This is a genomic window from Streptomyces phaeochromogenes (assembly GCF_001418655.1).
GTDB lineage: Bacteria > Actinomycetota > Actinomycetes > Streptomycetales > Streptomycetaceae > Streptomyces > Streptomyces phaeochromogenes.
The window spans coordinates 1-15,133 of the sequence record NZ_LIQZ01000098.1 but is presented as its reverse complement, the minus strand read 5'-3'; the positions used below and the strand labels follow the sequence as shown (position 1 = coordinate 15,133).

Sequence of the window (15,133 nt, the reverse complement as noted above, 5' to 3'; positions counted from 1 at the left end):
GGCGGCGAAGGACCGTACGACGATGGGGCCCGCACCACTCAGGTGCCGGGCCCCATCGTCGTACGCACGACTTCTGCGGGTCGGGACAACTGCCTCAACGGCCCAGCGCCGCCAGCTCCTTGGCGGCCTCTGTGAGGTCCTTGGCGGTGTCGATGGCGCGCCAGTAGGCGCCCTGCGGGATCGGGTAGCCGGCCAGGCGGCGTTCGCGGGCCAGGCGGGGGAACGTGGAGCGCTCGTGGTCGCCGAGGTCGGGCAGCAGGGCGGCGAACTCGGGGGAGAAGACGTACACACCCGCGTTGATGCCGTACGCGGTCGGCGGGGACTCGATGAAGTCCGTGATGTGGCCGAAGTCGTCGGTCTCGACGGCGCCCCACGGGATGCGGGGGCGGGCCAGCGCGAGGGTGGCCACCGCGTCGCGCTCGGTGTGGAAGTCCGCCATCTCACGGAGCGAGAAACGGGTCCAGATGTCGCCGTTCGTCGCGTACCAGGGGCGGTCCGGGTGGGGCAGGTGCTTGGCGGCGAACTTGAGGCCGCCGCCGCGGCCCAGGGGCTCCGTCTCGACCACGGTGGTCACGGAGACGGGCAGGTCGGCCGAGTCCAGCCACTGCTGGAGCACCTCGGCGAGATGGCCGCACGAGACGACGACGTCGGTGACGCCCTCCTCGGCGAGCCAGGCCAGCTGGTGGCCGATGATCGGGGTCCCGGTGCCGGGAATCTCGACCATCGGCTTGGGACGGTCGTCGGTGTAGGGACGCAGCCGGGAGCCCTGGCCGCCGGCCAGGACGACGGCTTGAACGGGGCGCGACGCGGCGTTCGGATCGGTCATGACCCGAACTGTACGTGGCGCCCCGCGGGATGTGCGGATGGGCGACTACGGGGTGCGTGGGGTGGGGAACTGCGGGCCGGTGAGGGTCGAGCGCGCAGTTCCCCGCGCCCCTTGGGGGCGCGGGCCTGCCGGGACGCGGGCCCTCCTGGCGCCTCAGGTGTGCTGGGCTGCCACGCCCGTGGCGAAGGATGTGTCGCAGACCGGGCGGGCGAACGACTGGGCTCGGGTGGGGCCGTAGGCGCGGACCGCGGCGCGGCCCAGGGCGCGGGCGATGGACGCGCAGTGGCTGGCGAGCGACGGACGGCCGTTCACCGCCTCCTGGAGGTGGGTGAGGGCCACGCCCGGGTTCTTCTCCTGGAGTTCGAGGAGGAGTTTGTCGCGCAGCACGTCCTGCGGGGCGCGGGACGGGGCGCGTCGGGAGACGTCCTCGGCGGATGCGGCGAGCACCGACGTCGAGGAGCTGTTTCCCGACCAGTTGACTCGGGTGACCGCGAGCGTCCCGGAGAGCACCAGGACGACGGGCAGAACGAGGGCGAGAGTACGGCCGATCCGGCGGGCCGGACCGCGGCCGTGCCGTGTCGGTCGGCCGGCGGGACCACGGCCGTGTCGCGTCGAGTGGTTAGTGGAGTGCTTCACGCGAGTGAGGGTAGCGCGGGGTGATGATTTGGCGACATTTAGTAATCAATTCGGGGGACGGGTAAACCGTCGTTTTCGAGTTTGATGTTGACGTACGGGTATCGAAATGCCCGTTCTGCCGGGGTATTTGTCGACAACGAAGAAGGCCCCGCAGCAGCCTGCGGGGCCTTCTTCGTCAACCTGGGTGAATTCTCCGGGATCGGCCGGGTCGGGCCCGGCCGACTCGGTCAGTCGGAGAGGCGCTCGCCCGTGGACGTCGAGAACACGTGGGTCTCGCCCGGACGCGGCACGACGTGCAGCGTGGCGCCCTTCTCCGGGACGGCACGGCCGCTGACGCGGACGACCAGGTCCTTGAGGTCGCCGTCGACCTTGGCGCTGCCGTAGACGTAGCCGTCGGCGCCGAGTTCCTCGACGACATTCACGGTGACGGCGAGGCCGGCCGGGGCGTCCTCGGTGTCCTTCGACAGGGAGGCGGCAGCGGCGCCGTTGTGCTCGACGATGTCGAAGTGCTCCGGACGGACACCGACGGTGACCGTGGTGTCACCCTTGTCGGCGGCGGTCTTGAGGGCCTCGCGGTTGACGGGCACCACGCTGTTGCCGAACTTCACGCCGCCGTCGGTGATCGGGACCTCGACGAGGTTCATCGCCGGGGAGCCGATGAAGCCGGCGACGAAGAGGTTCGCCGGGCGGTCGTACATGTTGCGCGGCGAGTCGACCTGCTGGAGCAGACCGTCCTTCAGCACGGCCACCCGGTCGCCCATGGTCATGGCCTCGACCTGGTCGTGGGTGACGTACACCGTGGTGATGCCGAGGCGGCGCTGCAGCGACGCGATCTGCGTACGGGTGGAGACGCGGAGCTTGGCGTCGAGGTTCGACAGCGGCTCGTCCATGAGGAAGACCTGGGGCTCACGCACGATGGCGCGACCCATCGCGACACGCTGGCGCTGACCACCGGAGAGGGCCTTCGGCTTGCGGGCCAGGTAGTCGGTGAGGTCGAGGATCTTCGCCGCGTCCTCGACCTTCTGGCGGATCTCGGCCTTGTTGATGCCGGCGATCTTGAGCGCGAAGCCCATGTTGTCGGCGACCGTCATGTGCGGGTACAGCGCGTAGTTCTGGAACACCATGGCGATGTCCCGGTCCTTGGGCGGCAGGTGCGTGACGTCGCGGTCACCGATGTGGATCGAGCCGGCGTTCACGTCCTCGAGACCCGCGAGCATCCGCAGGGAGGTGGACTTTCCGCAGCCGGAGGGACCGACGAGGACGAGGAACTCGCCATCCGCGACGTCGAGCTCGAGCTGGTCGACGGCGGGCTTGTCGCCACCCGGGTAAATGCGGGTCGCCTTGTTGAACGAGACAGTGGCCATGGTTCGTAGGCCCCCTTCACCGGCAGGAACGTGCCGGACGATCCGTTGTAAAGGTGGTGTGACCACTACGGAACGGTCCGTAGTGGTGTAGTCCACATGAGCGGACTGGTTCAGGACGCTACCTCGCGTTCACACGTTCTGTCAGTACTCCGAGAGCGATGAAGTTCGAGGAAATTTTCGACAGGGGCCCGCTGTGACGTGGGTACACTGCACGGGCGTGCATGCGTGCACGCACCGGCCCGCCCGTGCGCGGGCCCCGCCTCCTTAGCTCAGATGGCCAGAGCAACGCACTTGTAATGCGTAGGTCGTCGGTTCGAATCCGACAGGGGGCTCCACAGTGTGAACGGCCCCGTGGTGGGTCAGATGATGCCCGCTCGGATTGCGTAGGAGACCGCGTGGGCGCGGTTTTTCAGGTGTAGGCGCTTCATTACGCCGTAGAGGATGTATTTGACGGTGCGTTCCGAGTAGGAGAGCTTCGTCGCTATATCGGCGAGTTCCGTGCCTTCGGCCACCAGGCGGAGCACGTCGACCTCGCGGGGGCTGATGCCGGATGCCGTGAGGCCCCGGGGGGCGAGGAGTTCGCGTTGGGCCCAGCGGACCTGTTCCATCAGGGTGCCCTGGAGGGTGGGCGGGAGGCTTCCGCCGCCGTCCGCGATGGTGTGCAGGGTCCGGATGAAGGCCGCCTGGCTGAAGGAGTCGCGCCACAGGACGGCGCGGACCCCGCGGTCGACCGCGGCCGAGACGTCGGCGTGCCACCCCTTGCCCACCACCAGGGCGAACCGGGCGTCCGGTCTGTCGCACAGGCTGTGCAGCAGGTCCAGGGTGGAGGAGTCGGCGACGTCCACGGTGACCACGATGACGTCCGCTTCACGGAGCTTGTCCGGTGGGACCTCGCGGATGCGGCGGTCGTTGTGGAGATAGCTGAGCAGTCCGGCGCGGACGATGGCGTCGGGTGCGTGGATCGCCACGCGCACGGTGTCTGTGAGTACCTGCTGAGGCATTCGCCCCCCATTCGGGAACCCAAGTGGTCCATGCCGTTCAGGAGTTGATGGTGGCATGCGGGGTTGCCTCGTTCCGCTTCCACAGACCCCTCCTCCGTTAAGGAGGGGGAAATCTGGCACGAGTGGCACGAGTGGCACCGGCGGGATGGAGGGGGGTGGAGTGGGTCAGTGGTGGGGCGTTGTTATCTGGGTTCCCCTGAGTACCGCTGTGACCACCTCTGTGCGGGAGCGCATGCCCGTGCGGGCGAACAACCGGGACAGGCGGTTGGCGACCGCGTCCTCGCTGAGCCGCAGTACGCCCGCGATCTGGCGGTTGGTGAGTCCCTCGGCGAGCAGGGTGGCCAGCAGGTGCTCGTTCTCCGCCGTGGCCTGTCTGCGGCCGGGTACGGTCAGCCCGGCCTCGCGCATCGCGGTCCTGGTGCGGAAGCGCCACAGCGTGGCACCCATCTCGCCGAAGTGTTCGTACGCCTCGTGCAGCAGGGTCGCCGGGGCCGCGTTCGCGCGTACGGCGGCCAGGAGCGTGACCGCCGTTTCGAAGGGCTGGCTGCGGGAGCGGGCCAGGTCGACCGCCTCGGACAGGTGCTTGTGGGCTTCGGACTCGTGGGCTTCGGAGGAGTCCGGGTCCAGGATCTTTCCGGAGGTCAGCAGGTACAGCAGGCGTGTGCGGCCGCTGTTCATCTGCTCGGCCGTCCGTTCCAGACGTGCCAGGCAGGCAGTCGCCCGGTCCGGGTGTCCCGCTTCCGCGTGCACCTCGGCGAGTGAGGCCAGCAGTTCGTCGGTTCCGTAGAAGGATCCGCGTTCGTCCGCGGCTCGCAGGCCGCGCCGCAGTACTTCCTCTGCCCGGCCGAGCTCGCCGAGGGTCCGCAGGATCTCGGCCTCGGCGTGGTCCAGGACGTGTTCCAGCGGCCCGTTCACCTGTCCGCGCACGCTGCTGATCAGGCGGTCGGCGCTGGTGGGGCGGCCCTGGGCGAGGAGGACGGCCGCCGTGCGGGCGGGGAGCAGATGGTGTCCGGGGACCACGTTCAGGACCCCGCCGTCGACCAGGAGCCGACGTGCCAGCGAGAGTGCCTCGTCCCACTGTCCGTTGAGGTGGTGCCAGAGGAACCGGTTGGGCTGGGGGAGGAGTTCGAGGCGCATCCCCCGGGTGGACAGCAGGTTCGCCGCACCTCGCAGGTCGCCGATGCCGAGCAGTACGTCGAACGTGGCGATGTTGAACGCGAACGCCTTGCTCGGAGCCAGGTCCGGTTCCTCCGGCAGGGCCAGTGCGCGGATGAACCGGTCCGGGCGGCCCAGTACGTACTCCGCGACCCTGCGGAACAGTTCCAGCAGCGCGCGGCTGCCCGGAGTGGCCTGCCATACGCGTTCGGTCTGCAGCATGAGGGCCAGGGCCTCCTGCCACTTCTCCAGCTGCCACAGTGCCTGGACGCGGCCGGAGACGGTGGCCATGGCGGACAGCGGCAGTCCCTCCCACCAGTGTGCGGTGCCCATGCGGGACAGCGCCTGCCAGTCCTGTTCGGCCGCCGCCGACGCCACCAGCAGGGTGGCGGCCTCGTGGACGGCCTGCGGGTCGAGGCCCTCGGCGGGGCCGCACACCAGCCACTCGGCCGCCGTCCGGGCCGTGCGGTAGTCGCCGCAGCCGGCGGCGGCCTGGCCGGACCGCAGTATGGCGAGGTCGCGGTCGTACTGCTCCTCGATGAGGCGGACGGCTCCCACGTGCCACCGCAGCATTCCCCGGCGTTCGAGGTCGGGGTACAGCGAGTGTGCGGCGGCCGTCAGTTCCGTCACGGCGCGGTCGCGGTCGACCAGGAAGCCGGCGTCGGCGATCCGGTCGGGGAGGTAGGTCTGCGCGTCCGCCTCTTCGAGGAGTTGAGTCGGGTCCTTCGGGGTGGCCCCGCTCGCCCACAGCGCCTCCACCGCGGTCGCGGACAGGTGGCTGCGCTTCACGGGGCCCAGGCGTTCCCGGACGGTGTGGGCCAGCAGCGGTACGCGGAACGTCCAGCCGCGTGGCGAGGAGGCGGGGGAACGTGGCTGGGCGGGCAGTTCGTCGAGGATGCCCTCGTCGACCAGGGTGCGGATGCCGTCGGTCACGGATTCGGCGGCCAGCCCGGTCGATGACGCGACCAGGGCCTCGGCCGGCCGGCCGAGCGGCCACAGGATGCTCAGTGCCGTGGCCACGGTCCCGCAGGGTTCTTCCAGCGCACGCAGCGCCGCTACGTACCGGTCGTGGCCGGGCAGCAGCGGTATCGGCGCACCGGTGCCGAGGAAGGCGTGGCCGTCGGCGGTGCGTATCGCGTCCTGGGCCGTCCATTCGACGAGGAGGGCGTCCAGGGCGCCGGGGATGCCGCGGCTCAGCTCGTGGAGGCGCCGCATCAGGTCGGCGTCCGGTGCCGACCGCAGGCGCTGCGCCACCATGGCGGTCGCTTCCTCCAGGGTGAGGCGCGGGAGGGCGATCGTGTGTGCCGCCCGGTTGTCGGCGAGGCGGTCCATTGCCTGGCCGGAACCGGAGCCGGGGGACGGGGATCGGCGGGCCGGTGCCGTGTGTCGGGCCGCCGTGAGCAGCACCCGGATGCCGGGCGGGACCCGGTCGAAGTCGACCTCGTCGAGCAGGGCGAGGGATTCGGCGTCGGCGTGGTGGGCGTCGTCGACCAGTACGACCGTGGGGGTCGGCCCCGCCAGAGCGGCGGCCAGTGCTTCGGCCATCGCCGTCCGGTCGTCGTGCTTCATCGCGGACAGTGCCTCCGCGGCCGGCTTGCGTGTCGGGGTGCGCTTCGTCGTGGCGGACCGGTGTTCCTCCAGGGCCATGACCAGGCGCAGCGCCAGCAGTTGAGGGTGTTCGCCGTCGCCGGGGACGCAGTCGACCGGCAGGACCGCGATCCCTCCCGCGCGCAGTCGCTCGGCGGTGGCGTGCGCGAACACGGTGCGTCCGATGCCCCGTTCGCCGCGGACGAGCAGCAGGCGTGGCCCGGCCGGATCGCGGAGGTGGTCGTCGGCCTCGTCCGACTCGGCTGTTCGGCCGAGCAGGTCCTCGCCCGGCCCGTGGAACCGTGCGGCCGTGCCGCCGAAGACCAACTCGGTGTCTGTCCGAGCAGCCACTCTGTCCACCGCGACCTTCGAGGAATCCCGTACCGGCGGGCGGCGCCCGCCTCGGACCGACCCGACGGACGGGCCCTGGTCCAGCGCCTGCAATCATGGCAAATCCGGTACAAGAAGTTGGCTTGTTCGGTCATTTGGACGACTCCAATTCTCATAGAGCGGTTCGGCCAGAGCAGTTCGGCATGGAGAAACGGGAAAACAGGGAGTCGTCGTGCAGCAGCAGCCTTCACCTCTCGTCGGCAGACATGGCGAAGTCGAGGACGTGGCCGAGGCGTTACGCACCACGGGAGGTACGGCGGCAGGCACCACGGGAGGTACCGCGGGAGTCGCCGCTGGACGCACCGCCGGTGCCGAGGCCCGGACCCTGCTCGTCACCGGTGGTGCCGGAACCGGCAAGACCGCCGTGGTGGAGCAGGCGCGGCAGACGGTGGTCCAGGAGGGCGGCAGGGTCCTGCGGTTCGGCTGGGAATCCGGCGAGGACCCGGCGGGCGGTACCGCCGCTCTCACGGACGCCGTCTGCGGCGTACTCGCCAAGGTCCATGACGGCCGGCTCCCGGCGCGCATCGCCGCGGTACGCCGGGTGCAGGCGCGGGCCGGCGGTCCCGGCGGCGAAGTGGCCCTGCTGTCCACCCTGGGCGAGGTGCTGGCGGACGCGGCCCGTGAGGTCCCCTTCGCCCTGATCCTCGACAACACCGAGCGGATGCCGGCCCGGACTGCCTCCGCGCTCGGGCTGTTGCTGCGTACGTTCCGACCGGCGGGCGTGCCGGTGGTGATGGCCGGCCGGCCGATGAGCCCGGGGCACGTCACCGCCGCACAACTGCCCGCGGCGGCCGACCGGGTGCTCGAACTGCCGCCGCTGTCGACGGCCGAGGTCGGCGAGCTGGTCGTACGGAGGCTGGGCCGTTCCGTCGAGCCCGACCTGGTGACGGCGGTGCTGGCCTCGCTGGGCCCGCTGGCGGGCAGCCCGGCCGCCGTGCTGTCGGTGCTCGCCTCGCTGGAGGAACGCGGCGGCCTGCTCGAACTCGACGGCCAGGTCTGCCTGACCGTGCCGGAGGGCGGGCTGCGGCTCAGGGCGGACGCCGCGGAACTGGGCCGGCTCTGCTGGCCGGACGCGTCACCGGACGCCGGCACGGTCGCGGCGGCGGCCGTACTCGCCGGTCTGGTCGAGCGGGCCGAGGTACGGCTGGAGGACCTGCACCGCGCGAAGTCGCCGGCCGGGCCGCTCGAAGCGGTCGGCCGTACGGTGGACAGGCTGGTCGCGGACCGGGTGGTGACGGTCGGTCAGGACGGCCGGATCGCCTTCGCCGTTCCGGCGCTCGCGGCGGCGCTGCGGACGCTGCCCGCCCGTGCCGAGGTCCGGTCGCTGCACGCCACGATCACCAGGCTGGTGACGGACCGGCTGGGCGCCACCGCGGCGGGGACCCGTCGGCCACGGCTGGCCGGTCATGTGGCGGCGGCCGGCGCGATGCTGGACGACAGCCTCGCGGTGCCGCTGCTGTTGGCCGCGGCCGGCAGCAGTGTCAGGTTCAACCAGGCCTGGGCGGTGCGGAGTTACCACTCGGTGCTGCGCCATCTGCCGCCGCACGACCCCAGAACACCCGGTGTGCTGCACGAGTCCGCCGGTCTGAGCCTGGGGCACTCCGACCACATCGGCGTACTGGGGCTCGCCGAGCCGCTGCTCGCCTGTCTCGACGTGCCGCACGGCGAGGAGCGGGGGGACAGGGACGACCTGGGGGACCGGGACGGTCTGGAATGGGTCACCCGGGCGTGTGCTCTGTCGGCACTGCACGAGCACCGGTCTCCGTACGCCGAGGACGCCGACCCCCGATACCGCGCGGCGCTCGAACGGGTGCCCGCCGGTGCGGTGTTGGCGGCGGTCGGTGGGCGGTACGGGATCGGTCCGAGCGCGCCGATGACATCCCGGCCGGGGTCGGGCGCGCAGGAGCCCGGCTCCGGGCCGGTTCCGTCGGTCGCGGAAGTTCGGCTGGTGGCCGCCGCCGTAGGAAGCGGTGCCGAGTTCGAGCGGGCCCGGCAGGGCATGCCCGGGGACGCCCTCGGTGAGGCGGCCCTGGACCGGCTGCGGAACGCCGCCGCGTACGGGGATCTGGCGGGCGCTCTTGAGGCCGTGCTCGGTGAGCAGCGGTACGTCGCGGCGGGGGAGAGCACCGCCGTCCGGTACCACTTCATGGTGCGCGACTACCTGACGGGGGACTGGGACAGCGCGCTGTCGTACGCCCGCCGGATCGAGACGCGGGGCCGGTCCGGCGGCGCGGCCGGCGTCGGACAGCCGGCCCGGGCGCTGGCGGCCGAGATCCAGCTCATGCGCGGGGAGTTGGGACGCGCGCGAGAGTGGCTGGACCTGATCCCGGACTCGGTCTGCCATCCGCTGGTGGCCCGGGCGCGGCTGGGCGTCCGGTACTGGTCGGGGCAGGCGGACAGGGCTTCGGCGGGCAGGGCCTCGGCGGACGAGGCCCTGGAAGCGGCACGGCACGACGTGCGGCGGGCGCGCGCGAGCGGACTGCTCGCGGGCCTCGACAGGGTGCTGCTGCGGATGCTGTCGATCACCGTGCGGGGCGACAACCCGGAGGCGACGCGGCGGACGCTGGAGGAGTTGGAGGCGCTGTACGAGGAGGCCGCCTCGCCGATGACGTACGAGGCGGTGCTCGTCGCCCGCGGGATGGTGCACGGCGACGCGGACAGCGCGCTGGCCGCGTACCGGTTGGTGCGGCGGCGGGTCGATCTGCCGTTGAGCGTGGACTGTTGCCAGTGCCTGACCGAGGTCGGCGACGACCCCCAGGTGTGGCTGGACGAGGCGATGCGGAGCGGGCACGTGCTGGGCATGGGCCGGCCCGTGCGCAGCCTGCTCGGTGCGGCGGCGCGGCGGCGGAACGTGTCGATCCCCAGGCGCCGTGCGGCCCGGGCGGGGCTGAGCGATCGCGAGGTGCGGCTGATCGGCATGGTGAGCGACGGGTCCACCAACCGGCAGATCGCCGCCCGGCTGGCGTGCAGCGAGAAGACCGTGGAGCAGCGGCTTTCGCGGCTGTTCCAGCGGACGGGCTGCCGTTCGCGGGTGGAGCTGGCCGCTGCCTGGCTGGACGGCAGCCTCGCGCGACAGGGTCTGGTGCCGGGGCACTAGCTCCCCTGCGCGCCTTCGAAGCCCGGCCTCGGTTCCTCGGGCTCAGGTGGCCGGCCGCCCAGGAACATGGTGTCGAACGCCCCCGCCCCGTGATAGCTGAGCTGGATCGTCGGGCTCTCCTCCCAGGGGCGGCGTGCCCAGTCGACTCTGGGGTCCCGTCGGCCGTTGGGCCCGAGCGGTGGGCGCCGGGGCGTTGCCTGCCGGGCACTCTCGAAGGCCGCCCAGGCCTCGGAGGCACGGGCCGGTGTGCTGTCCGTCGACTCTCCGGCGGCGGACACGGTGGACACACCGACCGCGGGCGGGAGTTGGGACGAGTACGGATGTGGATGTGGATGCGGATACGGAGGCGGGGCGTGGGCCGGGAACGGGGGTGCGCCGGCACTGTAGGCGTCCTGTCGGCGCTGTTCGTCCTGCTGGCGGAGTTCGTGCGGTCCGCGGAGGTCGTCCTCCAGCGGCGCGGGCTTGCCGCCGCTGTCGCTCGTCACCACCACCGTGACGCCGATGATGATCAGCAGGAGCCCGGGGACGGTCGCGGCGGCGACGCCCTGGTCCATCAGCGACCACGCCATGAGCGCGGCCACCGGGGTCTCCAGCAGGAGCAGGACGCTCATCGTCGTCGCCGATGTCCTGCCGAGGACGAAGTTCAGCGCGCCGAGCCCCAGCAGCTGCGGGAGGACGAGCAGCCCGAGCAGCGACAGCTGTGTGGTCCTGTCGAAACCGGTGAGGGAGATGTCGAACAACCAGCAGGCGGCGAGGAGTTCGAGTCCGCAGACCAGTGACGTGACCGTCGAGTACAGGGGCGTGCTCACGTCCGCCCGCGACTTCTCGCTCAGCGCGGCGTACCCGGCCTGGGCGACGGCCCCGGCGAGGGCGAGCAGATCGCCCAGCAGTGCCGTACGGCTGCCGGACTGGATGTCCACACCGGCGGCAGCGGCGGCTCCGACCACGGCGAGCGTCAGACCCGCCCATGTCCTGCGGGACGCCCGGACGCCCTGACCCGCGGCGATGAGGGCCTGCCAGACGGGCTGGGTGGCGACGAGTGCGGTGGACATGGCGACCGAGGTCAGCTGCGTACTCGTCATGAAGGCCGCGAAATGGAGGGCGAGCGCTGTGGCCGCGAGGAAGCCGAAGACCATGGGCCGCCACTGCTCGCGGCGCAGCAGCCCGCGTTCGCCGCGTACGACGCGCACGACCTCGCGGCGGCGCAGTATCAGCAGGAACGGCCCGAGGGTGGCGAAGCCCAGGGCGTTGCGCCAGAACGCCATGGCGAGCGGCGACGCGGTGGCGGCGGCGGTGAGCGGGGCGGTGGCGGATATGGAAACCACGGCGATCGCCATCGCGGCTATGGAAAGCGGATCGATTCTGGTTTTCACTCGCGGAACTGACCCCGATTCGAGCATGGGGGGACGGCAGATCCGAATGCGCTTGTCATGGGGGAAGCCATCGGTCCGCCTCTTGGCGGTACGGACTGTAGGGGACGGCCGGCGTGGCGCCCGCCTTGTTCAAATGCCGCTCAATGGCCGCTTCATGGCCGCTCAATGGCCGTTTCATGGGCGGCGGAAGTCGCTGCCGGGGGCGGTTTTCCGGCCGGGAATGCGGCGGTTGTCCGAGGGGCCGTAGCGCCGGTCGCGGTGATGTTTGTACTGTTCAGAGGCTCGTCGGCCGGAGATGAACGGGGCCGGGGTGCCGACTCTTCACCGGTGAGGGAAACAGCCCGGGAAAGTCGTCGCCGAAGTCGGGATTCAGCGATTTCTCCGGCCGTGCCTCGCGCCCGCCGCGATCTGAATTCGGCCCGTCTGTGCAGTGCGCAGCGGACTGGCGGGCAATGAAATGCGACGAGGTCGTGCCGGAGTCGATGCCCCGCCGCGGTGCCTGACCGGTATGCCGGGCGGCTGCGCGGCGGGGGCATCTCTTACCGCGACAGAACGATCCGGGCGACCGCGACCGCGCTGTCGATGTTCCACGGGGTACGGGTCACCCGCTGACCTGGTGGCCCTCCCGCGTGCGCAGGCCCGCCGCCTCCGCGATGACGCGGGCCGTGCGCAGGCCCTCGCGGTGGGCGCTTCCGGAGTGGGCGGGGCGGCAGCGGCCCAGTTCGGAGGCGTACTCGGCCATGACCGCACCCGAGTGGTCCGTGGTGAGCACCGTGAGCGGCGCCGGACGGCCGCAGGCGGCCAGGACGGCCTGGAACTCCTTGGCGTTGGCGAAGTCGCAGACCCGGTCCGCCGTGCCGTGCACCAGATGGATGGGCAGCGGCGGGGCGGCGGCGCAGACGGCCATCGGGGAGGGCAGGCCGAGCAGCGGCTCGGGCTGGTTGTAGCGGGCGGCGATGCCGACCACGGCGGCCGGGCGCCAGCCCTCCGGCGGGTCGGGGCGCAGGGCCGTGGCCATCGCGGCCCGGCCGCCGAGCGACCAGCCGACGAGGACGACCTTCGCCGGGTCCCGTACGAAGTCCCGGGTGAAGCGGAGGGACGCTTCGAGGTGGGGGCGTCCGCCGTCGGGGGCGTCCGGGTGCCAGTCGGGGACTATGACGGTGGCGCCGAGGCGGGCCACCTCCGCGGCCAGGGCGCCCAGCACGTCCCGCTCGGCCGGGCCGCGCCCGTGCCAGAGCAGAACCGTCGGGGCGTCCGCGGCGGCGGCGCGATGGATGTCGAGGAGCTGACCGTCGGAGGAGTAACGGACGGTGTCCATGACTGCGGTGCTCATGGGGTTCCCCTGTCTTTACGGCGGTTCAGCGGCCCGCGACCCGGTCGGCGATACGCGCGATCCGGGACGACTGTGCGGCATGGGTGGTGAGTTCGCGGCGGTCGGCGGCTCGATACGTCGCGTACATGCCGTGTACCCCGAGCCAGCGGAAAGGCTCCGGTTCCCACTTGCGGACCTTGTGTTCGACCCAGGGGAGGGTGGTGAGGTCAGTCGCCCCGGATTGGCCGGAATCCCGCTGGATCAGGTCCCGGAGGGTGCGTGCGGCGAGGTTGGCGGTGGCCACTCCGGAGCCCACGTAGCCACCGGCCCAGCCGAGGCCCGTCGAGCGGTCGAGGGTGACCGTGGCGCACCAGTCGCGCGGGACTCCGAGGACGCCCGACCAGGCGTGGTCCACCGCGACGGAGGCGAGCTGGGGGAAGAACCGGACGAGGATCTCCCGCAGGGCGTTGACCGTCGACGCCTGCGTACGGCCGTCGTTGTCCGTGCGTGAACCGAAGCGGTACGGGGCTCCGCGGCCACCCAGTGCGATGCGGTCGTCGGCGGTGCGCTGGGCGTACATGTACGCGTGCGCCATGTCACCGAGGGTCTCGCGGCCCTCCCAGCCGATGGACTCCCATTGGGCGGGGGTCAGCGGCTCGGTGGCGATCATCGAGGAGTTCATGGGGAGCCAGGTCCGCTTCTGGCCCTTGAGGGAGGCCGTGAAGCCCTCCGTGCAGCGCAGGACGTAGGGGGCGCGGACCGTGCCGTACGGCGTGACGGCGTGCTTGGGTCTGATCTCCGTGACGGGCGTCGACTCGTGGATCGTGACACCGAGCGCCTCGACGGCCGCGGCGAGGCCCTTGAGCAGCTTGACGGGGTGCAGGCGGGCGCCGTGCGGGGTCCAGGTGGAGCCGACGGCGTCCGCGACCTTGATCCGCTCGGCGGTCTCGCGCGCGCCGTACAGCTCGCGGTCCTTCTCCCCGTACGAGAGCTCCGTCTCGTGGAAGGCCTTCAGGCGGGCCAGCTGGGCCGGGGTGCGGGCGACTTCGAGTACGCCGCCCCGGTGGACGTCCGCGTCGATGTGCTCTTCCTCGGTGACCCGCACGACCTCGGCGACCGTGGCGTTCATGGCCTCCTGGAGGCGTACGGCGGCCTCGTGGCCGTGCAGACGCGCGTACCGGTCGCGGCCCGCGATCCCGTTGTAGAGCCAGCCGCCGTTGCGGCCGGACGCCCCGTAGCCGCAGAACCGCTGCTCCAGGACCGTGATCCGCAGGAAGGGCGCGGCCTTCTTCAGGTAGTACGCGGTCCACAGGCCCGTGTAGCCGCCACCTACGATCACCACATCGGCACTCGCGTCCCCTGGGAGGGGCTCACGGGGCGCCGGGAGTCCGTCCTGCGCGTACCAGAACGATATGCCGCCGTTGACTACGGTGCGGGGCCCGTCGGCGGTGCGGGGCGCCTGCGCCGCGCGTGCCGTGTCGGTCGCGCGGTCCGCGTTCTCCGTGCTGCTCATGCGCGGGACGTTAGCTTCTCCGGGTGGCGGGTGTCTCCTTCGGATTCCATGGTTACGTGAGGTGATGGTCATGGTTCGGTATGCGCGGCTGCTGGAGCGGGGCGAGGAGTTCCTCGACAGGTGGGGGCTGCGGCAGGAGGGGACGCCCATGAGCGGGCAGGTCTCGGTCGTGCTGCCGGTGGTGCGCGAGGACGGCACACGGGCCGCCCTGAAGCTCCAGGACGTGGACGACGAGACCGTCGGCGAGGGGCTCGCGTTGCGGACCTGGGGCGGCGACGGGGTCGTAAGGCTGCTGGAGGACGACGCGGAGACGGGCACGCTGCTGCTCGAACGGCTCGACGACGGGCGGCCGTTGGCCGCCGTGACGGATGTGATGGAGGCCACCCGGATCCTCGCGGAGCTGCTGGCGCGGCTCACGGCCGTACCGGCGCCGGAGGGGCTGCGGACGCTGGACGGCGTCGTCGCGGGGATGTTCGAGCGGTTGCCCGCCGTCCTCAAGTCCCTTGAGGTGCAAGGCGGGGCCGCGGAGGACCGGCGGCTGCTGGAGGACTGCGCGGCGGCCGTGCGGGAGGTCGCGGGCGAGCCCGGGGACCGGCTGCTGCACTGGGATCTGCACTTCGAGAACATCCTCGCCGCCGAGCGCGAACCGTGGCTCGTCATCGATCCGAAGCCGCTGGCGGGAGACCCGGGGTTCGAGCTGCTGCCCGCGCTGTGGAACCGGTACGGGGAGGGGCAGCCGGCGCGGCGCTTCGACCTGATGACGGAGACGCTGGGGCTCGACCGGGAGCGGGCCCGGGCCTGGACGCTCGGGCGGGTGCTGCAGAACTCGTTGTGGCAGGTGGAGGAGGGGGAGGGGCTGGATGTCGAGCAGGTTGCGAT

At 71.7% G+C, this 15,133-nt stretch carries 10 protein-coding genes and 1 tRNA gene; 3 read left to right on the top strand and 8 right to left on the bottom strand.

All coding sequences use genetic code 11. From position 1 onward, the window contains the following. Positions 1–94 precede the first annotated feature (94 nt). The 3 genes from AOK17_RS14255 to AOK17_RS14245 all read right to left on the bottom strand — a co-directional run bounded on the left by AOK17_RS14255 (position 95) and on the right by AOK17_RS14245 (position 2,826). Positions 95–826 (bottom strand): nucleotidyltransferase family protein, encoded by a 732-nt coding sequence (locus AOK17_RS14255; protein ID WP_055612808.1) that lies wholly within the window; start codon positions 824–826, stop codon positions 95–97. A 153-nt stretch (positions 827–979) separates the two neighbouring features. Next, positions 980–1,462 (bottom strand): hypothetical protein, encoded by a 483-nt coding sequence (locus AOK17_RS14250; RefSeq protein WP_055612807.1) that lies wholly within the window; start codon positions 1,460–1,462, stop codon positions 980–982. Positions 1,463–1,689: 227 nt separating this feature from the next. After that, positions 1,690–2,826 carry an ABC transporter ATP-binding protein gene (locus AOK17_RS14245; protein ID WP_055612806.1) on the bottom strand — a complete coding sequence of 379 codons (1,137 nt, stop codon included), beginning with the start codon at positions 2,824–2,826 and terminating at the stop codon, positions 1,690–1,692. Positions 2,827–3,084: 258 nt separating this feature from the next. Here AOK17_RS14245 and AOK17_RS14240 point away from each other — a divergent pair. Continuing rightward, positions 3,085–3,161, top strand: a tRNA-Thr gene (locus AOK17_RS14240). Between the two features lie 24 nt (positions 3,162–3,185). Here AOK17_RS14240 and AOK17_RS14235 read toward each other — a convergent pair. Next, positions 3,186–3,827 (bottom strand): helix-turn-helix transcriptional regulator, encoded by a 642-nt coding sequence (locus AOK17_RS14235; protein WP_055612805.1) that lies wholly within the window; start codon positions 3,825–3,827, stop codon positions 3,186–3,188. A 165-nt stretch (positions 3,828–3,992) separates the two neighbouring features. Beyond that, positions 3,993–6,920, bottom strand: coding sequence for a LuxR family transcriptional regulator (locus AOK17_RS14230; RefSeq protein WP_055612810.1), 2,928 nt, complete (start codon positions 6,918–6,920; stop codon positions 3,993–3,995). A gap of 211 nt (positions 6,921–7,131) precedes the next feature. Here AOK17_RS14230 and AOK17_RS14225 point away from each other — a divergent pair, with 211 nt between their 5' ends. After that, positions 7,132–10,056: a LuxR C-terminal-related transcriptional regulator gene (locus AOK17_RS14225; protein WP_107102391.1), complete on the top strand. Its 2,925-nt coding sequence runs from the start codon at positions 7,132–7,134 to the stop codon at positions 10,054–10,056. Here AOK17_RS14225 and AOK17_RS50000 read toward each other — a convergent pair. The 3 genes from AOK17_RS50000 to AOK17_RS14205 form a co-directional block, all read right to left on the bottom strand. Next, positions 10,053–11,393 (bottom strand): DMT family transporter, encoded by a 1,341-nt coding sequence (locus AOK17_RS50000; protein ID WP_169801924.1) that lies wholly within the window; start codon positions 11,391–11,393, stop codon positions 10,053–10,055. The two genes, AOK17_RS14225 and AOK17_RS50000, sit on opposite strands and share 4 nt — an antisense overlap. 637 nt (positions 11,394–12,030) lie before the next feature. Continuing rightward, the gene (locus tag AOK17_RS14210) at positions 12,031–12,762 is read right to left on the bottom strand and encodes an alpha/beta hydrolase (protein WP_157881323.1); all 732 of its coding nucleotides are present in this window, start codon (positions 12,760–12,762) and stop codon (positions 12,031–12,033) included. Between the two features lie 25 nt (positions 12,763–12,787). Further along, positions 12,788–14,254 (bottom strand): NAD(P)/FAD-dependent oxidoreductase, encoded by a 1,467-nt coding sequence (locus AOK17_RS14205; RefSeq protein WP_079053013.1) that lies wholly within the window; start codon positions 14,252–14,254, stop codon positions 12,788–12,790. Between the two features lie 70 nt (positions 14,255–14,324). Between AOK17_RS14205 and AOK17_RS14200 the strand changes: the two genes are divergently transcribed. Continuing rightward, on the top strand, positions 14,325–15,133 hold an 809-nt coding region (locus AOK17_RS14200; protein WP_245697152.1), incomplete at its 3' end, for an aminoglycoside phosphotransferase family protein.